This window comes from Oleomonas cavernae (assembly GCF_003590945.1).
Taxonomy (GTDB): Bacteria; Pseudomonadota; Alphaproteobacteria; order Zavarziniales; family Zavarziniaceae; genus Zavarzinia; species Zavarzinia cavernae.
The window spans coordinates 2,045,552-2,066,479 of record NZ_QYUK01000011.1 but is presented as its reverse complement, the minus strand read 5'-3'; the positions used below and the strand labels follow the sequence as shown (position 1 = coordinate 2,066,479).

The window sequence follows — 20,928 nt, the reverse complement described above, 5'->3', positions numbered from 1 at the left end:
TCCTCATGCTCGGACTTGTCGCCTTGCAACTGACCCTCCCCGTGGCCGACGACCTGCCGCCGGTGGCACCGCAGGCGGTGCGCCGGCCGGTGCTCGTCAATCCGCCCCAGAGCGCTGATTTTCCCGGCATCCTGGAGCGCCCGCTGTTCGACCCCGACCGCCGGCCGGACGCCGGCGCGGCGCCGGCCGACGACATGGCGCGCTATACGCTGCTGGGCATCGGCACCGCGGCCGGTGCGGCCACGGCCCTGCTGGTCACCCCGGAGGGGACCGCCCTGCGCATCCTGCCGGGGCAGGCCGTCGGCGACTGGGAAGTGACGGCGATCGAGCCGGGCCGGGTGGTGCTGTCACGCGGTGACGAGCGCCTGGAGTTACGCCTGGGCAATGCGCCGCCGGCTGCGCCCGGCGAGAGTGAAAAGGTCGTGCCGTGAAGAGTATCGCCTTGCGTCGCCTGACCGCCGCCCTCGTCCTGCTGCTGCTGGCGGGCTGCGAAACGGCCTCCGATCAGCCGCCGCGGACCCAGGTGCAGGGTGCGACGGTGGTAGGGTCGACGACCCCCTTGACCCCGCCGCTGCCAAGCTATCGCCCGCCGGATCGGCCAGCGGACGGGGTGCCCACGGGAACGCGCAGCCGGATCGTCCGGGGCACCGAGACCTTCATGGCCGAGGCGCCGCCGGCGGCAGCGCCGACGCCGGGCGGCGATGTCAGCCTGAATTTCACCAATGCCGAAGTGCGCGACGTGGCCAAGGCGGTGCTGGGCGACATTCTGGGGCTGACTTATGCCGTCGATCCGGCGGCGGAAGGGCAGATCACCATCGAGACCGCGCGGCCGATCAGCCGGGACCAGGTGCTGAGCACCTTCGAGGTCAGCCTCCAGGCAGCCCGGCTGGGCCTGGTGCGCGAGGGCAATCTCTATACCGTGGTGCCCGTCGGCGATGCCCAGCGGCAGACCGGGCTGGTCGGGGCGGGCCAGGCCGGGTTCGGCACCGAGGCGATCGCGCTGCGCTATGTCAGTGCCGATGAACTCAAGAAGCTGCTCGATCCCCTGATCCCCACCGGGGCGATCGTCCAGACCGACCCGGCACGCAACATCCTGTTCATCTCCGGCAGTTCGACCGACCGGCGCAACCTGCGCGACCTGGCGGGGCAGTTCGATGTCGACTGGCTGCGGGGCGTGTCCTTCGCGCTGATCGTGCCGCAATGGACCAACAGCCGGAACCTGGTCGAGCAACTGACCCAGTTGCTCAATGCCGAAGGGGTGCCCACCGCCGGTACCGTTCGCTTCGTGCCGATCCAGCAGGTCAACGGCATCCTGGCGATCTCGACCCGGGCCGCCTACCTCGACCGGGTCCGCAGCCTGGTCGAGATGCTCGACCGGGAAGCCCAGGGTTCCAGGCGGCGCCTGTTCGTCTACCGGGTGCAGAATGGCCGTGCCGCCGACCTGGCCAAGGTCCTGACCTCGGCCTTCGGCGGGGAGAGCGGCAAGCCGTCGAGCAGCACGCCGCCGCCGGCCGGCCTCGCCAACGCCGGCGGCCAGGACATCGCGACCCCCGGCGCCGCCGTCGAAGACGGCTCCTTGCCGGCACCGCCCGCCATGCCGACGATCGAGGGCCAGTCCGCGACCGGCACCTCGATGACCCTCGACCTGGGCGAGGCCGAGGAGCCGATCAAGATCACTGCCGACGAAACCACCAATACCATCGTCGTCTATGCCAAGCCGCAGCAGTACGAGATCATTGCCGATGCCCTGCGCCGGCTGGATATCCTGCCGCTCCAGGTCATGATCGAGTCCGCGGTGACCGAGGTGACGCTGAACGAGGAACTGCGCTATGGCGTGCAGTGGTTCTTCAGCACGGGCAACAGCAGCTTCTCGCTCAGCGAAATCGCCACCGGCGCGGTCAGCCAGGTGTTTCCCGGCTTCTCCTACCTGCTGACCAACGGCGACACCATCGCCGCCGTGCTCAACGCCCTGTCGGGCATCACCAACATCAACGTCGTGTCGGCCCCCAAGCTTCTGGTGCTGAACAACCAGACCGCGACGCTGCAGGTCGGCGACGAGGTGCCGATCGCGACCCAGTCGGCGGTCAGCACGGACAATCCCGATGCGCCCATCGTGAACTCGATCGAGTACCGCAACACCGGTGTCATCCTGAAGATTACGCCGCGGGTGAACGACAACGGCGTGGTCCTGCTCGACATCGCCCAGGAGGTCAGCAATGTCGTGGAGACGACCACTTCGGACCTCGATTCGCCCACCATTCAGCAGCGCCGCATCGCCAGTTCCGTCGCCGTGCAGGACGGCCAGACCATCGCCCTGGGCGGCCTCATCACCGAGAACCGGCAGGACGGCAATTCCGGCATTCCCGTGCTCAAGGACATCCCGTTCCTGGGCCCGCTGTTCGGCACCACCGAGCGCAAGCGCGACCGCACCGAACTGCTGATCCTGCTGACCCCCGGGTGATCCGCAACGCCGCCGATGCCCGCAAGATCACCGACGAACTGCGCGAGAAGATCCGCGGGGTGGAACCCTTGCCGCCGCCCAAGGACCCGGCGCCGTGAACCCGAAAGGCACCCGCCAGCGCGGCTTTGCGTTGCCGGCGGCGGTTGCCGGGATCGGGATTTTTGCCTTGGTCGCGGTCAGTATCCTGGAATGGGGCAGGGGCACCACGGCCCTGCTGCGCGGGCAGGCAAGCCAGGCGCGGCTGGAAGCGGCCGCCGACGCCGGCCTGATGCTGGCCATCCACGGCCTCGGTATCGACGACCGGGCCAGGCGCTGGCCGATCGGCGGGCCGCCGCGGACGCTCGGCTTCGACGGTGTCGCCGTCACGGTCACGGTCGAGGACGAGCGCGGCAAGGTCCCCATCAACGCGGTGGATACCGAGATCATCCGCGCGCTTCTGGCTCATGCCGGCGCCGACGGCCAGAAGCTCGACGAGCTGACGGACGCGGTCGAAGACTGGATCGACGAGGACGACCGGCCGCGCCTCCATGGCGCCGAGCGCGAAGACTACGCGGCCCGGGGCATCGTGCCGCGCAACGGCGGCTTTCGCTCGGTCGACGAGATCGCCCTGGTGCGCGGCATGGATCCTGCCATCTTTGCGGCGATCGCGCCCCTGGTCACCCTGGTGCCGCGGGCCGATGTCGGCGTGATCGACGGGCGCCACGCCAGCGCCGCGGTGCTCGAGATCATGGCCGGCACCGGCCCCGATAGTATCGCGCTGATCGGCCGCCAGCGCGAGGAGCAGGGCCAACAGGTCGCCATCGCCCTGCCCGACAATGAACCGCTGGCCCTGCAACTGGTCACGATCCGGGTAAGCGCCAGACTGGGCCCCGACGCCGGCCTGACGCGGGCGACCATCGTGGAGTTCACGGGCGATCGGCGCCGGCCGTATTGGATCCGCTCGTATCGGTAGGGGCCGTCCCGCGGAACACACCCGGGCCGAACAGCGCCGTGGCCTTGCCCGCGACCCGGCTGATGTAGCGTCCCGCCCGTTCGGCATTGTTGGGCGCGTGATAGCAGCCGACGCCTTGCCAGAAGTCGCCCCGGCGCTGGATGCAATCCGCTAGGATCCAGGTGCCGACTGCGATATTGGTGCAGGGCTTCGAGCGCAAGGCGGCCTCGGCCGTTGCCTGGTCGACACCCCAGCCTTGCGCCAGCGGCGCCAGCCAAAGGCTGTTCACCTGCATGGGGCCGATGTCGTAGCTGCCGTTGTCGTTGGGGCTGACCGCGTCCGTCCGGCCGCCCTCGGCCGCCAGCACGGCATAGATCCCGGCAGGCGGCACGCCATAGAGCTGCGAGGCGTTCATCACGCAGGCCATGATCAAGGGGGTGAAGTCCATGCCGAAACCTGTCGAGGCCTGCCTGCGCGGGCGGATGGTATCATCATGCCGCAACGGGCAGGGTGCAATCTGCGGCCGGCCCCCACGAAACTGACACAACGACAGCCGCTCAAATGCCCGAACTATGCAATTTGGTCAGTTTCAACCTCGTGACGGTTCGGGATCTGGGCGCGGCGCTGCCACCGTGGGCGGGCTGGGTGAGCGCTGTTCTGTGGGGCCTGATCATCGGCAGCTTCGCGACCGTCGCGGTCGAACGCTGGCCGGCCATCATCGAAGGCCGCATGGCGGCATCGGCATTGTGGTTCCCGGGCTCGCGCTGTCCGCCCTGCGGCCGCCCGCTCGGCCCGGTGCAGCGCCTGCCGCTGGTCGGCTGGCTCGTGCTGAAGGGGCGGTGCCGCTGCGGCAAGGCGCCGATCCCGCTGCGCTATCCCCTGCTCGAGATCGGCGGCGGCCTGGTGATGGGCGCGATGGTCGCGATGGCGCCCGGGCCGCTCGACCACACCCTGCTGATGAGCGTTGTCGCCGCCTTCCTCTACCTCGCCGCGGTCGTCGATGCGCGCAGCGGCTATCTGCCCGATGCCTTGACCTTGGGGTTGCTGTGGCTGGGCCTGCTCGCGGCGGCCTTTGCCCCCTGCGGCGTGCTGGCGATCGGGGCGGCGGAGGCGGTCCTGGGGGCGGGGGTGGGCTTTCTGCTCATGGCCGCGGTCGCGGGTGCCGGGCGCCTTGTCCTGGGGCGGGAGGCCCTGGCCCGCGGGGATTGGAAACTGGTCGCGGCGATCGGGGCCTGGGGTGGCATCGAGGCCGTTACCCTGGCGATCCTGTTCGGCGCCCTGGCGGCCCTTGCCCTGTCGCCGTGGCTTCGCCGATTTCACGTGGCGGAGGCGGACGTGGGCCATGCGGCGGGCATCCCGCTCGGGCCGGGGCTGGCCCTGGCAGCCCTGCCGATCATCGTGCTGGGGCTCACGCCCGGGCAGATGTTCAACTGATCCCGCGCGGGGCTGGCACTGCGACGATGGATCGCCGACACTGGGATGTGACCTGAGGGATGGGAATTCCTGTGCCTGCGACCCGCCGCACTTTCGTGGCCACGGCCATTGCCGCCGCCTTCCTGCCCGCCGTGCGTGCGCGGGCGCAGGATAACCCGGCGACCCTCGCCATCCCGCGGCCGGAATTCCCCTGGTGGCTGGAGCGGCACCGGCAAAAGCTGCGGGAACTGGCGCAGGCAAAGCCCCGGCTGATCTTCATCGGCGACTCGATCGTTCACGACTTCGAGCTCGGCAGCCCTTACCCGCAATACGATTTTCTCTCCCTGTGGCAGCGCTACTATGGCGATCGCAACGCGGTGAACCTGGGCTTCAACGGCGATTCCACGGCGAATGTCCTGTGGCGCCTGGCCAATGGCGAGATGGCGGGGATTGCGCCGGCCGTTGCCGTGCTGCTGATCGGCACCAACAACACCGTCCAGGGCCAGACCGCGGAACAGACGCAGGCCGGCATCGATGCCGTGATCGCGACGCTGCGCACAGGGCTGCCGGCGACCAGGGTGCTGGTGGTCGGGATCCTGCCCAGCGGCGTCTCGCCGCTCAAGTCCGCGGCGGATGGCGCGGTCAACGCCTACCTTGCGGACAAGTACGCCGCGGCGCGCGATGTAACCTTTGTCGATGCCAGCTTCGGCTTCCTCAAGGACGGCCAGGTGGATGTCGGCCTGTTCATGGACCCGCGCAATACGCCGCCCGGCCCGGCGATCCATCCCGATGCCTTCGCCCAAGCCCGCCTGGCCGAGGTGATCGAGCCCGCCTTGGCGCGCCTGCTGGGCGACCGGGCCAAGCCCGGCACGCTTACGGTGCCTTAGCCGCCAGGTCGCCGTCCCATGACTGTTCGGCCGCCGCGGCCGGCGCATCGATCACCCGCTCGGGTATTTCCCAGATGACGATGGCGGGCGGGGTATCGCGGAAGGCGGCATTGGCGAAATAGGCCCGCGCGGCGCCGTCGAAACCGGCGCCGTCCCGGGCCATGTCGCCCACGGGCACGCCCAGCGCGGCGGCCAGGAAGCCGATGAAATTGGCATTGCGCGAAAAGGAACTGCCGATCATCACCACCGGCGGGCCGGGCGCATCGCCCAGCAAATCGTCGCCGCCGAGGCTGGGCTGGACGATATTGGTCGAGGCCGCGACATCGCCCGCCGGGCGGAAGCCGGCCGGCACGTCGCCGAGCCCGGCCAGGCGGATCAGGTCGCCGATCCGCTCGACGGGGGCGCCCGGTGTCAGCGTGGCTTCGCCCGCCCGCGGGGGGGCTCGCCCTGAGGAGACGAGGCGGGTGGCAATGGCTTGCGCCGCGGCGCGGGCGCCCCGTTCGTTCCAATGGGTGTCCGTGCGGTAATAGCGCTCGCCGTCGAGCGGGCGCAGGGCCGCGGCAAGGTCGGCGGTTTCGACGCCGCGGGCGGTCAGCAGGGCATTGAAGCCGGCCAGCCGGTCGTCCAGTATCGCGGGCCGGGCCAACCCGCACAGATGCCGGCTCTCGATCCGGCTCTTGTCCGGCGCCACGGCGATGACCAGGCCGATCCCCCGGGCGCGCAACTGTGTCGCCACGCGGGCCACGAGGTCGGCGCGCCGGGCCATGGCTTGCGCCGGGTCGGCATGGATTTCCAGCTCCTCGCGCAGGAACAGCCAGCCGTCGCAGCCGCGCCGGACCGCCGCCCCCAGGTCGCCCACCGCAAGCCAGTCGATCGCACGCGCGGCCTGCGCCAGGGTCGCACCGGCCAGCAGGTCGTCGTTCAGAAGCCGCGACAGCTCCCCGGTGGTGCGCCCCGCCGCGACATCGGCCAGCGTGGCGCGTTTCAGCAAGGCCCCGCCCTGGGGCGACAGCAGGCTCGACAGGCCGGAGATCAGGCCGGCGACCAGGACCAGGGCGAGAACGAGGCCGGGCAGCGGCCCCGTCTCGCGATTTTCACTGCCCTTTTCGCTCAACGCGTCGCCTCCCTAGAACTGGAAGTAGAGGAAGGGCACCGTCTCGTGCCCTTCGAGCACGGCCAGCGCGTAGATGAAGCTGGCAACCGGCCACAGCGCCTGCCACCAGCGCGGCAGGGCCAGGCCGCCGCCTGGCAGGCGCGCCGCCAGGGCAGGCCACCAGACCGTCGCCAGGCCCAGGCACAGCCACAGCACGACGACCGGGTGAAGCGCCAGCGACAGTTGGGCGCTGAGGCCGATCCCGTGCAGGCCGAACTGGCCCATCAGCATGGTCTGCGCCGCCGACCAGTCGCTGGCCCGGAACAGGGTCCAGGCGACCAGCACCACCGCCATGGTCAGCGGGTAGGAAAGCAGGTTCGGCAGGCGGACGCCGCGATTGGCCGCCAGGCGTTCCACGACCAGGGCCAGGCCGTGCAGCAGGCCCCAGGCGACGAAGGTCCAGGCGGCGCCGTGCCACAGGCCGCCGATGGCCATGGTCAGGATCAGGTTGAGATAGGTCCGCGCCTTGCCCGCCCGATTGCCGCCCAGGGCGATGTAGAGATAGTCGCGCAGCCAGCCCGACAGGCTGATGTGCCAGCGGCGCCAGAAGTCCTGGATGCTGGTGGCGAGATAGGGATGGTTGAAATTCTCGGGGAAATGAAAGCCCAGCATCAGGCCCAGGCCGATGGCCATGGCGCTGTAACCGGCGAAGTCGAAATAGAGCTGCAGCGCATAGGCCCCGGTGCCGACCCAGGCATCGGCCAGGCTCGGGCGGCTCAGGGTGAAGGCGGCATCGACCAGCGGCGCCAGCGAATCCGCGATCAGCACCTTCATCGCAAAGCCGATCATGAAACGCCGCGCGCCCGTCGAGAACCCGCTGAAATCGAGGCGGCGCGACGCCAGTTCCTTGTCGACCCAGCGATAGCGGATCACCGGGCCGGCGACCAACTGGCTGAACATGGCGATGTAGACGCCGAAGGCGACCAGGCTGGGCTCGGCCTTCACCACGCCGCGCCGGATGTCGTAGAGATAGGAGATGGCGTGCAGGATGTAGAACGACAGGCCGATCGGCAGGATGACCGGATCCCAGGCGATGTGTCCGGCGTCGAGCAGGGAAAGGCCGTCGTTGGCCGTGCCGATCGCCAAGTTGGCGTATTTGAACCAGGCAAGCAGGGCAAGGTTGACGGCAGCACCCCAGGCTAGCAGGCGCTGCTTGCCCTGGTCGGTGGGTGCGGCTTCGATCGCCCGGCCGAAGGCAAAGCCGACCAGGGTCACGCCCCACAGCAGCAGCAGGAAGACCGGCTTCCACCAGCCGTAGAAGACCCAGCTCGCCAGCAGCAGGACGAGGTTGCGGCCTCGGCCCGGCGTCGCCAGATAGGCGATGAAGAACAGGGGCAGAAACAGCGTCAGGAATTCGACGGACGCAAAGACCATGATGGCGTCCCTTGCCGTCAGTACCGGGCGCGCTCGTCCTGGCCACCGATCAGGACATGCCCGCCTGCCCCGTCGGGGACCACGACCACGCTGTAACGCTTGCCGGCTTCCAGCAGACCCAGGTCCAGCACGCCGCCAGCGGCGGCCTCGCCACAGCCGGCCTCGATGAGCGCCGCTACCGGGTTGACTGATCGCCGCGCCAGTTGCCCCGGGGCCACCGCGCTGAACACCACGGTCTTCTTGGCCCCGGCGCGCATGACGCCGCCGGCGCAGCCCGGATCCGCGTTGAGGAAGGCGATATCGGCCTTCAGGGCATTGAAGTCCTGCGGCTGGTCGCGCAGCACCAGGCTGGCGGCATCGTCCAGCACGGCGATGGTGACGAACTCATCGGGCAGAAGCGTTACCGAGACCTCGGCCGTCTTGCCCGCCACGGCCAGCGTTGCCGTCAGTTCCTGCCGGGCCGGGACGGCCTGGAAGCGGCCGATCATGCCGGTCCCCAGCGCCAGGGCGCCGCTGCCGCCGGCGGTGATGGCGACATCCGCCCGGGCGGCGTTGACGAACCGGACATAGCCCGAGATCACGTCCGGGCCGGTGTCGTAGAGCTTGGTCTGTTCCTCGGCCGCGGCCAGCCCGCCGAGGGCGAAGAGGCCCAGGCACGCGCCGGTGGCCAGGTGTCGCAGCTTCACCATGGTTCGGCCCCCGTCGCCGGCGTGGCCGCCCCTGGCGGCGGTGCCGCAGGGGCCGCGGTCACGGCCTTGGTGATGCCCGCCGCCCAGGCCTTGTAACCGATGGCATTCAGGTGCTGGCCGTCGATGGTCTTCCACTCGCCCGGCCTGGCAAAGCCGGTCGAATCGATATAGCGGCAGGGGGCGACCACCTGCGACAGATAGTCGGACAATTGCTTGACCTTGTCATAGGTCTTGCCGAAGCTGCCGCCCTCGGTGCCCCAGGGCGGGCCGACCCAGTCGCATGAGACACTGGCCGACTTGATTTCGCCGGTCAGTGAACTCACCTGGTCCCAGATCCAGGCCTTGGGGAAATCCGCCTGCTTGTAGGCGCCCATGGTGTCGCCCATGACGATGATGATGCGGCCGGGTTTATACTTGGCGATCAGTTCATGGGCATTCCAGACCGGCACCGCCGGGCCTTCCTCGAGCTTCTGCGGCGCGCCGGCAAGGCGCGAGGCGCGGCCGCAGTCGGTCGTGTGGGGGACCAGGAAATCCGTCGGGGTGGTGCCGCAGGCGCCGAAGGAATAGACGGTCGCCCCCTGGGCGGTCAGCGCCTGGTGCAACTCGTCGATCAGGTAGTTCTTGTGAACCATGTGGCTGTCGCCGATGACGAGAACCACCAGTCCGGCCAGGAGGGCGCTCATGTTGCGGTGTCCTTCAACGGTATCGGCCCTGCTCGGCGGCGGCGAGCGCGGCCAGCAGGGAAAGCATTGTCGAATAATAGCTATCGGTCGCCGGCAGGTCGGTCGTTGCGATCGCCGGCGTGCCAAGCGCCAGCAGTTGCACCATGACGTAGCCGCGCGGGCCGGGGTAATCGGCCACCTGCCCGTTGCGCAGGTCGACCCAGCCCGGCAGCGGCTTGCCCTGGGCATTGAGGCCCGACCAGAATTGCGTGAAGGGGGCCAGCATCTCGGCCCGGCCTTCGCCACCCCAGACCAGGTAGAGCGGGATGCGCACCGCATCGAAGCCGAAGCGGGGCGGCGGTGTCGCGGTGGCGGCCAGCGATCCGTCCACGCCCAGGCGCAGCCAGTCGGGATTGAGGCCGAAGCGGCCGAACCGGGCATCGAGCAGCAGGGCGAGACCGTCGCTGATCAGGACATCCCAGCCGCCGGCGGGATCGGCCTTGGCGAAATCCTTGAGCGCCGGGAAAATCAGGTAGGAGAGATTGAGCGTGACACCGTTGTCGTCGCTGAAGCCGTCCAGCCCGGGCAGCAGCACCGTGCGCCCCGCCACCCGGCGGACCAGGTTGTCGTGGATGCTTGCGCGGATTTCCGCCGAGGCGGCGGCATAGGCGGGGACACTCCATTGCCCGGCGGCCCGCGACAGGGCCCAGGCGATCATGATGTCGCCATCGGTGGCATTGTTCGGATCGGCGACGGGCGGATTGGCCGCGGGATCGTATTTCCACGAGAACAGGCGGCGGTCGGCACGCGCCAGGTGCTGCGCGGTCCAGGACCACAGCAAATCGAAGGTCGCCCGGTCGTCCATGGCCACGGCGGCCACCATGGCATAGCCCTGGCCTTCGGAATGGCTGATCCCGCCGTTGTCGGCATCGACCACCCGCCCGTCGGCCTGGACCAGCCGCGCCTTGGCCTCGCCCCAGGTGGTGGCGTCGAGCGCCATGGCCCGCGGGCCCAGCCACAGGGTCATGACGGCAGCGATGGCGAGCAGGAGGCGCAAGGGCGGTCCTAGCGGCCGTAGCGCAGGTGCAAGGGTTCGGCCCGTTCGCCGACCAGCGAGACGGCGAGGTGCGAAGGCCCCTGCTGCGCCGCGAACCATTCGGTATAGAGGCCTTCGAGCAGCGGCACCGATGCCCGGCCCCAGGTGCCGCCGGTGTCCTCGGCAAAGCCGGTGGGCGTTGCGCCATGCACGATGCCGACATCGCCGGTGCCTTCGCGCAGGCGCACCCAGCCCCAATCGAGATCGGCCCATTTGGCGTTCATCGCCGCTTCCAGTTCCTCGAGCGTGGCAACCTGCGGCAGCGGCAGCGCGCGTGCCATGTTGGTGCCGACCTCGCGCAGGAAGGCATCCGCGTCGCCGTCCTCGGCATTGTCATAGAGCGTGCGCGCCAGTGCCGCGACGAAGGCGCGCCACTGGAGGCTGGCATGCCGGCCGGCGTGATAGGCGAGCGACCGTCCCGGTGCCTCGGCGAGCAGGTGGTCCATGGCATGTTTCGACATCTGCAACATCCCTAATCGACAAATTGGTAGCGCAAGAAGACTTTCCCGCTCGACTCGCTGTAATCGCCAAAATTACTGAAGCTGAGCGAGCCGCCGACCGTGGTCGCCGGCGTCAGGGCATATTCGAAGCCGCCCTGGGCGCTGACGCCAAAGCCGCTCTCTGACGATTCCGCATAGGCCGTCGGGATGTCGTTGCCGGGATTGGCGGCCGCGTTGGCTTGCAGGCTGGCCTGCAGGTCCGGATCATTGGGGAAATAGGGTGCCGCCTCCTGCCGGAAGTTCTGGTAGCCCACCGCCCCGCCGATGTTGTAGGTCCACTTTTTCACCGTCGCGCGATAGTCGACGGGAATGGCGATGGCGAAATAGTTCTGCGGGCTGAAGTAGCCGCCGTGGCCCAGGGTGAACTGGCTCAGGTTCTTGTCGAAGTTGAGGTAGCTCAGCGCCACGCCGACCTGCAGCCGCGAGGTTTCGGTCCGGTAGGGGCGCAGATAGGCGCCGAAATCGGCGCTCCAGGCCGCGTTGTCGGCGACATTGGTGCCGTCATAGACGTGGTAGCCGACCGAACCATAGGCGCCGCCTTCCGCCACGTCGTAGGACAGGCCGATCTCGCCGCCGGTGCGCATGACGCCGCCCCATTCCTTGCCCGACAGCGGATCGCGGGTGCCGGCATAGGATAGAACACTGTCCGTTACCGCACGGCGATCCGCCGTCAGGCGCAGGCGCAGGGCATCGGTCAGGGCCGGCTGCCACTGAATGCCGCCTTGCAGGGACTCGAGCTGGAAGCCCAGCGGCGTGGTGCCGACATCCACCTTGACGTCGGCGATCGCATAGCTGGCGGAAAGGCCGAGGCCGGTATCGGTCTGGTCGGCGGGGCGAAGCGGCCTTGCCGGGGCCAGCAGCGGGTTGGTGCCGAACCGTTTCGCGCCGCCCAGATCGGGCTTGCCCGCGGCGACGTGGACGGGGTTGGCCTGCACGGTCAGGCGGCCGGTATTGGCCGGCGAGAAGGTGAAGGAGGTGGTGTTGTCCAGCTCGAACAGGCGCCCCAGGCCGACCTCGCCATCCCGGTAGCGGAAGCCGAGATCGGCATAGGCGACGGGGGCCACCTCGCGCTGCAATTCGCCCAGGGCGGTGCCGATGTCGCGGGCCAGCGGGTCGCTGACGGGCGGGGCGCCGGGCGCGCCGAAAGCCACCTGGCGGGTGGGGCGCGCCGGGGCCCCGGCCGGGGTCAGGGCCTGCACCGGGGTGATGCCCGGGCTGTAGACCGGGGCCGGCGCGGTGCCGAACTGGTTCACGGTGGTCTGGCCCGAACTGGCGCCGGGCGTGGCACCCGTGTTGGCGGCCGGCAGGTAGACCATTGCATCTGCCTGCGCGGTCGGCGCCGGTGCCGCGGCAACGGGGGCTGCCTGGCCCGGGTCCAGCCGGCTGCGGAAGGGGTTGGGGGCCAGCCCGGGTGCCGACGGGGGGGCGGGGATCCTGCCGGCGGCGCAACCATATCGGTTTCGGCGATGCCCAGCTCTTGCGCTCGCAGGCTGCGGGCGTGTTCCAGCGCCTCGATCGCCCCGCCGGTATCGCCTTCCGCCCGGGCCAGTTGGCCGGCGACGAAATAGGTCTGCGCGGTCGGCTGGCCGCCGTCGAGCAGCGGATCCAGCAATTCGTGGGCGCGGCCGTAGTCGCCGCTGGCGATGGCGACATTGGTCGCCTGCAGCACCATGGTCTGATTGTTGGGCATGCGCGCCATCAGGCCGTCGTAGAGCGATGTCGCTTCCGGGTACATCTTGCCGGCGGCATACAGATTGGCCAGTTCCGCCAGCAGGACGGGGTCGTTGGGGTCGCTGCGCAGGGCCTGGGCCAGCAGGTCGTAGGCGGGCGCCAGCTTGCCTTCCAGGCGCAGTTGGCCGGCCCGTTGCACGGTCATGCTGTTGCGCAGGTCCTGAAGCCCGCGCTGGTCGCTGGGACTCTTGACCAGGGGCTGAAGCTGGATCAGCAGGGCGCCGGCCTCGGCGTCGTTGCCGCTGCGGGCGAGCACCGCGGCCAGGGCCGCATAGTCCGACACCTGGCCGCCCGCCGGGATCCCCTTGGCCAATTCGGTGCGGGCGAGGGCCAGCGCCGCCTCGGTATCGCCCATGTCGTACAGGGCCGAAGCCAGCTCGCCCCGCGTTGCCGGGGACAGGTCGCCGCGCGCGGCAAGCGAGCGCATGGCGGCGATCGCCTGGGTGCGGTTGCCGCCGTCGAAGGCGGCGCGCGCCTGGGCGATCGTGTGGCGCACGGTGATCTCGCGCGCAAAGGCTGTAATCGCCGGCGTCCGCTGCGGGCCGGGAATCCGATTGACCTGGGCGATCGCCTCCTGGAAGCGATTCTGGTCGACCGCGAACAGGGCGGCGGCATAAAGCGCATCGGCGCCGGGCGCAGCAGGCGCGGTCAGCGGCGCCATCAAGCCCTGGGCCTGGGCGCTGTCGCCCTGGCGCAGCAGAAAGCGGGCATAGGACAGCCTGACCCAGGGGTTGCCGGCATCCGTCGCCAGGGCCTTCTGGTAGACCGCCGAGGCGGCGTCGGGCTGGCCGGCCAGCGCCAGCCGTTCGGCCTCGCTGCGATAGCGTCCGGCCTCCGCTGCGTCGACACCGCCTTCGAAGCGGGCGCGGTCCTGGGCCGGGATGCGCGCGGCCAGGGCATTGGCCTCGGCCACCTTGTTCTGCCGGATCAGCACGCCGTAGAGGCCCAGCAAGGCCTGGCGACTGCCGGGGTTGCCTTGCAGGACCTGGCGATAGACCTTCTCGGCCTCGGCGTCCTTGCCCTGCTTCGCCAGGGCATCGCCCAGCAGGGCCAGGGCATTCCGGCGATCCTTGTTGCCGCCGTAGGCGATCGGCCGCAGCAATTGTTCGGCGCGGGCGGGGTGGCCCGCCTTCATCGCCGCGACCGCCGACTGATAGGTCACCAGGAAGGCGGCCGAGTCGTAGGCTTGCGCAAATTCTGCCCGGCGGTCGGGTGCCGCGGCGATCGCCTGCTTCAGCAAGGCCAGGGCATCGCCCGGCCGGCCCTGGCGCAGCCGCAGGCTGGCCAGGCTGGCCAGGGCATTGGCATTGCCGGGGTCGAGCCGCAGCGCGGTGTCGAGGTAATCTTCGGCTTCCCCAAGCTTGCCGGCATTAATGGCGGCCAGGCCCAGCATGAAGGCATGCTCGGTCGTATCGGCCGTGACCGGGGCCGTCAGCTTCCGGTAGGCTGCTGCCACTTCCGCATCGTCGGGATAGGCCTTGAGATAGTCCTCGTAGAGGCCGGCTTCGCCTGCCTGCGCCTCGAGCCACAGCAGGCCCGAGCGCCAGAACTTCAGCGCCGTCTCGTCCCGCCCGGCATAGCGCGCCAACAGGGCGATGCCCTCGCGGCGGGTGACCTCGCGGTAGGTCAGGACCTGGCCATAGGCGATCTGGATGCCGGCGTCGTTGGGTGCCCGGCGGGCCATGCTGGCCAGGCCGTCCCGGGCGATCTGCCAGCCGCGTTCGGTGCCGGCGACGGTCATATAGTATTCGTAGGCGAACTCCAGCGGCGGCGGCAGGTTGCCGAAGGCCTGCTGGTAGACTTGGCCCGCCTGTTCCGCCTTGCCGACCGCGGCAAGGCTGCGTGCCTGGGCGATCAGGCCGGGCGAGATCACGCCCCGGTTGATGGCCAGGCGCAGCCGTTCGGTGCGCGGGTCCGCCGGGGCCAGGGCTGCCAGCCTGGCCAGATGCCGGTTTGCCTGTTCGACCTGCCCCCCTCGGCGGCGATCAGCCCGGCCTGGAACAGCGCGTCGAGATTGGCGGGGTCGACCGACAGCGCCTGGTCGACCGCCTTCTGGGCCATCTCGTTGCGCCCGCGCTGGCGCCAGAAGGTCACTTGTTCCAGCAATTGCTCGACCGTCTGCGCATTGGCGGCAGGTTTTGCAGGCGCCGGCACCGCTGCCGCGGCCGGGGCAGGCGATGCGGCAGGTGCGACAGGGGCAGGGGCGGCCGGCGCCGTGTCCGACAGGAACATCGGGATCTCGCTGCCGGCCGCCGGCTGGGCGCCGGCCGTGTCGGCGGCAGCCAGCAGCATCAGCCCGGCGACGAGATTGGCCTGAACGATCCCCCGGTCACGCTTTGCCATGTCTAGCCCCTCGGGTGGCGCAGGCGCCGGCGGGCCAGCGACCGCAGCGCCGCATAGACCGGGACGGTCAGCAACAGCATCGCCACCAGGATGACGGCGATCATCAGCAGCGGGCGATCGCTCAGGAACCACCGGACATGGGTGAAGAAGGGCAGGTCGCCGCGCCAGAAGGTCTCGCCCGCGCTGTAGCTCGTGTAGCCGTCGCTGCCCAGGATGGCGAGATCGCCGCCGATGCGGGCGTTCTGCTCGGTGTCGCGAAGGCCGTAGGCCACGGCCGGGAGGGCGGCGGGGCTGGCTGCCAGGACGGCGACGACGACGCGGTCGGCGGCGTAGGGCGAGCGGAAGCTGAGCATGCCGGTGAAATTGTTGGGCTCGACCAGAACCCTGTCCGCCTGGCCGCCGCCGGTGCTGTCTTCGCCGCCGTCGAAGTAGGTGAAGAGGCGGTCGAGCGCGCCCGTGGCCTTGACCCGCAGCATGTCGCCCTCGATCTGGAACGGGGCATTGGTCATCAGGCCGCCCAGCGACCCGGCAAAGGCGGTCGAGCCGATGATCAGGACGTCGCGGCCCAGCATGCGGCTGACATCCTTGGTGTTGCGCAGGATGGTCAGCTTGGTCGCAATGTTGCCGGTCGCATCCGCGGCCCGGCCCATCAGCACCAGGAAGGTCTCGATTTCCGGCGCCGTCGCCTGCTCCCTCAAGATGACCACGGTTTCCGAGAGGTCGGCCAGGCGGGTGAACGGATAGCCGGCCCCGGCAAAGAAGCCCAGATTGGGGAACCGCGCAAAGTGATGGATGTCCGAGAAATCGACGGTCGAATCAGGATCGATCGACGTGCGCACATCGTTCGGCAGGTAACCTTGGCATTCGCCCCGCTTGTTCGATTTCAGGTCGAACAGAAACTGCAGTTGGTTCTGGCCGAAAACCTCGTAGGGCGGGATATTGACCGTCGCCTCGTTCTCGATGAAATCGGTGCCGACGGCGTCGCGAATCCGGTCGAGGTCGCTGGGCTGCGTGGTCGGGAAGGACTTCAGGAATTTGCCGTTGACCGCCACGTCGAGGCGGGAGAGGTCGCGGTCCAGCCATTCCCCGTCGGGATAGCGATAGCGAAGCTGCAAGGGGATGCCGTCCTTGCCCCAGGTGAAGAGGTCGGGCGCCGACCTGAAATTGGCCGCGAGCACGCCGGAATACAGCCCCAGGCCCTGCAACAGCGGCGGCTCGACGAATTCGCCCAGCTTCACCGGGCGGTCGGACGGGATCCAGCGCGTGGCGTCGTAGGGTACCCGCGGCAGCAACTGGGGCATGCCGACGGCGGCGGACGGGCCGCTGAGCGCCTGGCTGCCGATCCCCAGCGTATAGGCGGCGGCCTGCAACTCGTCGCCGTTGCGGCCCAGGACCATCAGCAGCTTGTGATCGGGATCGGCCGGGTTGGGCGTTACCGCCAGGGTCGGGCCCTTGATCTCGGGCAGGGTCAGGCCCGGAATGGCATCGCCCGGCGTCGCCAGGACCACCGCGTGGCCCTCGGGCATGTGGTCATGGACGACGGGGAAGCCGAAGCCGCGCTGGCCGGCGCGCGAGCCGAAATAGCCGGCCACGGCCGCCGCTGCCCGCAAGGTTTCGGCCGAGGGCTTGCCGGCCATGACGAACGGCAGCGACAGCGGCCTGGTATCGCCCAGGTCGAAGAACGGCGCCGGCAGGCTGGCCAGGTCGTCCTGCTGGGGCAGGCGCTGGACCGTCAGTTCCAGCATCGAGTTCACATTGCTGACCACGCCCCACAGGGTCGAATGCAGGGGATCTTCGCATTCGCGGGTGTAGTGCGCGATGAACTGGAGGTTCAGCTTGCTTTCGGGCAGGAACAGCGCCGGATTGATCGGCAGTTCGACGGTAACCCCGCCCGACCGCTCCTTGATCAGTTGAATGGAACCCGTGAGTTCGCCATTGATGAAAATCGACAGGTGGCTCAGTTCGGGGATCAGCGCAGGCGAATAGCCCAGGGCCAGGGTCATCTTCGCCGCGGTCACGACCTCGTCGCGGCGCAGGCTGACCGGCAGCCAGGCCTCGCCATGGACACCGATCAGGCGCAGCGGGCCGCTCGCCCCCAGATCCTTCAGGCTCAGCACCAGCTTACGGGTGGCGCCCTGGGCCGCGGGGGCCTGATCGAGCAGGGCCGGCGGGGTCGGGGCCGCCGCCGCCGCGGGGGGCGGCTCGATCGTGGCGGGCGCCGTTTGCGCCCTGGCATCATGCACGACACCGGGAAGGAGGCCGCCCAGCGCGAGGAAGAGGGCGGCGATAACCGCCACGGTCGGCGACGAGGGATAATTCTTTCGCCGCGTGAACAGGCTCAGGAGCACGCGGGCGATCAGGACCAGCGAATGGAACACCGGCGGCGGCACCATCGTCGCCTGGGACGGGGTCCAGGCATCGGACCGGCCCAGCACCGATTTGACCAGTTCGCGCCGCTGGTAGAGCGGCATGTCGCTGAAATGCAGGCCGATATTGCCGCCATTGCCGCGCCGGGCGACCACGACGGGGAAGATCTCGCTCGCTTCGCCGCAGGGCAACTCGACATCGGTAATCGTCGCCTCGCCCAGGGAAACGCCTTGCGGCAATACGACGGCCACCCCGCCCATCGACAGGTTTTCGGTCTCGCAAGCCAACGTGTGTCCATCCTCGAGAAAGATTGTCGCGGGTTGTCGGGAGTCGACCCTGAAGGCCCGGCGGATCTGGCGGGCCTCGCGCCCGACGGCGATCGCGCAAAGCAGGATGACGAGGCTGAAGACCGCCCACACGACGTTGAGCGCCACGGACAGCCAGTCGACTCCGAAGGTCGCGGGGAAGGCCAGCTTGACGAAGCCGAAGGCGCTGCCCAGGACCAGGAGCGTGGCGACGACCATGTGCGGCCGCAGGATCCGGGCATCGAAATAATCGTCGGGCAGCAGGCCGCCCTTGTTGGTGACGTTGAACTTGCCGGCGCGCGGGTCCAGGAAGGTCCGGATCGTGATGCCCGCCAGGTGGAAGGCGAGCACGGTCTCGTAGATCTCGCCCCAGAAGGTCAGGCGCTGGCGGCCCTGGATGCGCCGCGTGGTCATCACCGAATGGAAGAGATGCGGGATGGCATAGGCGACCAGGCTGGCGGCGCTGGCGGTGATCAGGCTCTCGCCCAGCAGCAGGTAGACCAGCGGCGCGGTCAGGAACACGATGCGTGGCAGGCCGAACTGGAAATGCAGCATGGCGCTGAGATAGCAGAGCCGCTGGGCCCAGGTCAGGCCCGGCCCGAACAGCGGGTTGTCGCGGCGCAGGATCTGCGTCATGCCGCGGGCCCAGCGCATCCGCTGGCCGATATGAATGGCCAGGCGCTCGGTTGCCAGGCCGGCGGCGAGGCGGATGTTGAGATAGGCGGTGTTCCAGCCGCGCCGCTGCAATTTCAGCGCGGTGTGGGCGTCTTCGGTGACGGTTTCGGTGGCAAAGCCGCCGATTTCGTCCAGCGCGCCGCGCCGCAAGAGTGCGCACGAGCCGCAGAAGAAGGCGGCGTTCCACAGGTCGTTGCCTTCCTGCACCGGGCCGTAGAACAGCTCCCCCTCGTTGGGCATGTGGTGGCCGGCCTTCAGGTTGCGCTCGAAGGGATCCGGCGAATAGAAATGGTGCGGCGTCTGGATCAGGGCCAGGCGGGGATCTTCCAGAAACCATCCCGCGGTCAACTGAAGGAAGGCCCGGGTGGCCACGTGATCGCAATCGAAGATCGCGATCAGCTCGCCCGAGGTTTCCTGCATGGCATTGTTCAGGTTGCCGGCCTTGGCGTGCAGGTTGTCCGGCCGGATGATGTAGCCCACGCCGGCCTCCGCCGCGAATTCGCGGAACTCCTCGCGGCGGCCGTCGTCCAGCAGGAAGACCTTCATCTTGTCCGCGGGTAGTCGATCGACAGGGCGCCCAGGACGGTATCGCGGACGATCGCCAGGCTTTCGTTATAGGTGGGGACGAAGATATCGACGGTGGGCCAGGCCTCCGGCGGCTCGTGGAGCGGGCGGATGGGGCGTGCCAGCGGCCAGATCGTGTGCAGGAAGCCGAAGAACAGCATCAGCCAGGCATAAAGCTCGGCCAGATAGAGGCTGATCCCGAAGATCCACCCGACAACGCCGGTGAAGCCCAGCGTCTCGGTCGTGCGCCAGTAGATGTAGCGGCTGGAAATGGCGAGGGCGAGCAGCGACAGGAAGATGGTGGCCCAGCGCGCGTGGACCTGCCGGAACGATATGAGCAGCACCATGGTGACGGCGGCGAACAGCAATTGGTGTTCGAGCGACAGCGGGGTCGTGACGATCAGGGCGCCCAGGGCAAGGCCGGCCAGCGTCAGCAATGCCAGCAGGGCCTGCCGCGCCAGATCGCGCATCAGGCCCCTGTGCTTCGCGCCCGCACTGTCTTCGCTGCCGTGGTGCGACGCCATCAGTTATGCCCCGTGTTTGCCCGGGGCACGGTTTCGTGATCGGGGAACAGCATCCGGTCGAGCCGCTGCGCGATGGTCGCGATGTCCTGCGCCGCGCCGGCATGGGCGGCGTAGGCGAACACGCTTTCCTGCTGTGCGACCGCCTCGGCCAGCGACTCGTCCTGGCGCACTGTCCCCAGGAGGGCGGCCGCGGCCCGTTGACGAACGAAGGCGGCGACATCCCGGTTCAGCCGCCGCCGCAGGTCGATCTGGTTCAGAATCAATTGCGGCGGCCGGCGGTCCCGGCGGGCCGGTTGTTCGGCCTCGAGCACCCGCGGCAGTAGCGCCAGCGACGTGGCATCGCTGAGCAGCAGGGCAATGCGCAGATCCGCCAGTGTTTCCAGGGCCTCGAGCGCCGGCGTCGGCCCGGGCGCGGTGTCGGCCAGGATGATGCCGTCGCGCTCCGCCAGGATGGCGCCCAGATGGTTGCGCAGGAAGCCGGCGCCGTCGGCGACCAGGGCATTCTCCAGCGCGCGCCGCTGCGCGGCATCCGCAGTGCCATAGGGCAGCAGCCGGATGCCGTCCGCCACGGCCACGATGTTGCGGCGCCAATCGGCCGTCTCGACGGCGCGGGCGACATAACCTGACCGGTTCTTGAGGGCCAGGCCGAAATGCAGTTGCAAGGCATTCTGCACGTCGAAGTCGATCAGCGTCACCTGTCGCCCCTGGCGCGCCAGGGCGACGCCCAGATTGGCGACCAGTGTCGTCTTGCCGACACCCCCCTTGGGCGATGAGACGACGATCAGCGGCATCTAGCCCAGTCTCTTGAACAGTTGTGCCAGGGCGGTGCCGGTGGTGGCGGGGGCTTCTTCCACGGGGGCGCGCGCTTGAACATGGCGCGGAGACGCTCCGGCCGGGCATGGAGGCGATCGCCAACCAGCGGCGGCGCGTTGTCCAACTGGACGACCGCGTGCTCGGTATGCGCCATCGGCAATTCTTCGGTGGTGACGATTTCCAGATCCGAATCGATTTCTTCCGGCAGCGCCGGTTCGCCGTCGTCGGGCGCGGCGTCGATCGCCTCGAACAGCTTCCAGCCGGCACGGGCCTCGTTCGGCATGGGGGCTGCCTCGAAGTTCAGGTACTTGACGTCGCCCGCCCCCACCCGCGCCAGCAGGATCGCCGCGTCATCAACCTTCTTCATGACTCACCTCGATTCCCCCTCAAAATGGTTCAGAAATTTCCGGCGGAGTTTGATTCAGCTCAATTCAGGTCGT

Annotated in this window: 19 protein-coding genes; 5 read left to right on the top strand and 14 right to left on the bottom strand. The window is 69.1% G+C overall.

The genetic code is table 11. The features are described 5' to 3' along the window. The first annotated feature begins 5 nt into the window (after positions 1-5). The 3 genes from D3874_RS13695 to D3874_RS13685 all read left to right on the top strand — a co-directional run bounded on the left by D3874_RS13695 (position 6) and on the right by D3874_RS13685 (position 3,413). Positions 6-431 (top strand): hypothetical protein, encoded by a 426-nt coding sequence (locus D3874_RS13695; RefSeq protein ID WP_119778580.1) that lies wholly within the window; start codon positions 6-8, stop codon positions 429-431. Beyond that, the gene (gene gspD, locus D3874_RS13690) at positions 428-2,461 is read left to right on the top strand and encodes a type II secretion system secretin GspD (RefSeq protein WP_147385661.1); all 2,034 of its coding nucleotides are present in this window, start codon (positions 428-430) and stop codon (positions 2,459-2,461) included. Before D3874_RS13695 ends, gspD begins: the two co-directional genes overlap by 4 nt. A gap of 94 nt (positions 2,462-2,555) precedes the next feature. After that, positions 2,556-3,413, top strand: coding sequence for a type II secretion system minor pseudopilin (locus tag D3874_RS13685; RefSeq protein WP_119778578.1), 858 nt, complete (start codon positions 2,556-2,558; stop codon positions 3,411-3,413). On the opposite strand, the gene D3874_RS13680 is transcribed toward D3874_RS13685, so the two are convergent. Next, positions 3,367-3,840, bottom strand: coding sequence for a lytic transglycosylase domain-containing protein (locus D3874_RS13680; RefSeq protein ID WP_147385660.1), 474 nt, complete (start codon positions 3,838-3,840; stop codon positions 3,367-3,369). The two genes, D3874_RS13685 and D3874_RS13680, sit on opposite strands and share 47 nt — an antisense overlap. Positions 3,841-4,037: 197 nt before the next feature. Between D3874_RS13680 and D3874_RS13675 the strand changes: the two genes are divergently transcribed. Next, positions 4,038-4,826: a prepilin peptidase gene (locus tag D3874_RS13675; RefSeq protein ID WP_158596001.1), complete on the top strand. Its 789-nt coding sequence runs from the start codon at positions 4,038-4,040 to the stop codon at positions 4,824-4,826. 71 nt (positions 4,827-4,897) lie between these two features. Beyond that, positions 4,898-5,692 carry a GDSL-type esterase/lipase family protein gene (locus D3874_RS13670; RefSeq protein ID WP_158595999.1) on the top strand — a complete coding sequence of 265 codons (795 nt, stop codon included), beginning with the start codon at positions 4,898-4,900 and terminating at the stop codon, positions 5,690-5,692. Here D3874_RS13670 and D3874_RS13665 read toward each other — a convergent pair. Genes D3874_RS13665 through D3874_RS13605 form a run of 13 tightly spaced genes read right to left on the bottom strand, consistent with a single transcriptional unit; the run spans position 5,679 to position 20,855 of the window. Next, positions 5,679-6,806 carry an alginate O-acetyltransferase AlgX-related protein gene (locus tag D3874_RS13665; RefSeq protein WP_119778574.1) on the bottom strand — a complete coding sequence of 376 codons (1,128 nt, stop codon included), beginning with the start codon at positions 6,804-6,806 and terminating at the stop codon, positions 5,679-5,681. The two genes, D3874_RS13670 and D3874_RS13665, sit on opposite strands and share 14 nt — an antisense overlap. Positions 6,807-6,818: 12 nt before the next feature. Beyond that, the gene (locus tag D3874_RS13660) at positions 6,819-8,219 is read right to left on the bottom strand and encodes an MBOAT family O-acyltransferase (RefSeq protein WP_119778573.1); all 1,401 of its coding nucleotides are present in this window, start codon (positions 8,217-8,219) and stop codon (positions 6,819-6,821) included. A gap of 17 nt (positions 8,220-8,236) precedes the next feature. After that, positions 8,237-8,908 carry an alginate O-acetyltransferase AlgF gene (locus D3874_RS13655; RefSeq protein ID WP_119778572.1) on the bottom strand — a complete coding sequence of 224 codons (672 nt, stop codon included), beginning with the start codon at positions 8,906-8,908 and terminating at the stop codon, positions 8,237-8,239. Further along, the gene (locus tag D3874_RS13650; protein ID WP_119778571.1) at positions 8,902-9,591 is read right to left on the bottom strand and encodes an SGNH/GDSL hydrolase family protein; all 690 of its coding nucleotides are present in this window, start codon (positions 9,589-9,591) and stop codon (positions 8,902-8,904) included. Before D3874_RS13650 ends, D3874_RS13655 begins: the two co-directional genes overlap by 7 nt. 13 nt (positions 9,592-9,604) lie before the next feature. Continuing rightward, entirely contained in the window at positions 9,605-10,627 is a 1,023-nt protein-coding gene (locus tag D3874_RS13645) for a glycosyl hydrolase family 8 (protein WP_199699057.1), read from the bottom strand. 8 nt (positions 10,628-10,635) lie between these two features. Beyond that, positions 10,636-11,127 (bottom strand): cellulose biosynthesis protein BcsD, encoded by a 492-nt coding sequence (gene bcsD / locus D3874_RS13640; RefSeq protein WP_199699056.1) that lies wholly within the window; start codon positions 11,125-11,127, stop codon positions 10,636-10,638. Positions 11,128-11,138: 11 nt separating this feature from the next. Next, on the bottom strand, positions 11,139-12,482 hold the full coding sequence (locus D3874_RS13635) for a cellulose synthase subunit BcsC-related outer membrane protein (protein WP_119778570.1): 1,344 nt from the start codon (positions 12,480-12,482) through the stop codon (positions 11,139-11,141). Beyond that, positions 12,416-14,770 (bottom strand): tetratricopeptide repeat protein, encoded by a 2,355-nt coding sequence (locus D3874_RS13630; protein ID WP_119778569.1) that lies wholly within the window; start codon positions 14,768-14,770, stop codon positions 12,416-12,418. The genes D3874_RS13635 and D3874_RS13630 overlap by 67 nt, the downstream gene beginning before the upstream one ends. Then, positions 14,767-15,240 carry a hypothetical protein gene (locus D3874_RS29285; protein ID WP_199699055.1) on the bottom strand — a complete coding sequence of 158 codons (474 nt, stop codon included), beginning with the start codon at positions 15,238-15,240 and terminating at the stop codon, positions 14,767-14,769. The genes D3874_RS13630 and D3874_RS29285 overlap by 4 nt, the downstream gene beginning before the upstream one ends. 2 nt (positions 15,241-15,242) lie before the next feature. After that, entirely contained in the window at positions 15,243-19,133 is a 3,891-nt protein-coding gene (locus D3874_RS13620; RefSeq protein WP_119778568.1) for a cellulose biosynthesis cyclic di-GMP-binding regulatory protein BcsB, read from the bottom strand. Beyond that, the gene (locus D3874_RS13615; protein ID WP_119778567.1) at positions 19,130-19,675 is read right to left on the bottom strand and encodes a hypothetical protein; all 546 of its coding nucleotides are present in this window, start codon (positions 19,673-19,675) and stop codon (positions 19,130-19,132) included. Before D3874_RS13615 ends, D3874_RS13620 begins: the two co-directional genes overlap by 4 nt. Next, complete coding sequence (gene bcsQ, locus D3874_RS13610; protein WP_119778566.1) at positions 19,675-20,466, bottom strand: cellulose biosynthesis protein BcsQ; 792 nt, start codon at positions 20,464-20,466, stop codon at positions 19,675-19,677. The genes D3874_RS13615 and bcsQ overlap by 1 nt, the downstream gene beginning before the upstream one ends. Then, on the bottom strand, positions 20,457-20,855 hold the full coding sequence (locus D3874_RS13605) for a hypothetical protein (protein WP_119778565.1): 399 nt from the start codon (positions 20,853-20,855) through the stop codon (positions 20,457-20,459). Before D3874_RS13605 ends, bcsQ begins: the two co-directional genes overlap by 10 nt. Between the last annotated feature and the right edge of the window lie 73 nt (positions 20,856-20,928).

Coding starts and splice junctions, on each gene's coding strand:
- bcsD (WP_199699056.1), bottom strand. CDS start 11,127: ATGTCGAAACATGCCATGGACCACCTGCTCGCCGAGGCACCGGGACGG.
- D3874_RS13605 (WP_119778565.1), bottom strand. CDS start 20,855: ATGAAGAAGGTTGATGACGCGGCGATCCTGCTGGCGCGGGTGGGGGCG.
- D3874_RS13615 (WP_119778567.1), bottom strand. CDS start 19,675: ATGGCGTCGCACCACGGCAGCGAAGACAGTGCGGGCGCGAAGCACAGG.
- D3874_RS13680 (WP_147385660.1), bottom strand. CDS start 3,840: ATGGACTTCACCCCCTTGATCATGGCCTGCGTGATGAACGCCTCGCAG.
- D3874_RS13650 (WP_119778571.1), bottom strand. CDS start 9,591: ATGAGCGCCCTCCTGGCCGGACTGGTGGTTCTCGTCATCGGCGACAGC.
- D3874_RS13655 (WP_119778572.1), bottom strand. CDS start 8,908: ATGGTGAAGCTGCGACACCTGGCCACCGGCGCGTGCCTGGGCCTCTTC.
- D3874_RS13620 (WP_119778568.1), bottom strand. CDS start 19,133: ATGAAGGTCTTCCTGCTGGACGACGGCCGCCGCGAGGAGTTCCGCGAA.
- D3874_RS13660 (WP_119778573.1), bottom strand. CDS start 8,219: ATGGTCTTTGCGTCCGTCGAATTCCTGACGCTGTTTCTGCCCCTGTTC.
- D3874_RS13695 (WP_119778580.1), top strand. CDS start 6: ATGCTCGGACTTGTCGCCTTGCAACTGACCCTCCCCGTGGCCGACGAC.
- bcsQ (WP_119778566.1), bottom strand. CDS start 20,466: ATGCCGCTGATCGTCGTCTCATCGCCCAAGGGGGGTGTCGGCAAGACG.
- D3874_RS13635 (WP_119778570.1), bottom strand. CDS start 12,482: ATGGTCTACCTGCCGGCCGCCAACACGGGTGCCACGCCCGGCGCCAGT.
- D3874_RS29285 (WP_199699055.1), bottom strand. CDS start 15,240: ATGGCAAAGCGTGACCGGGGGATCGTTCAGGCCAATCTCGTCGCCGGG.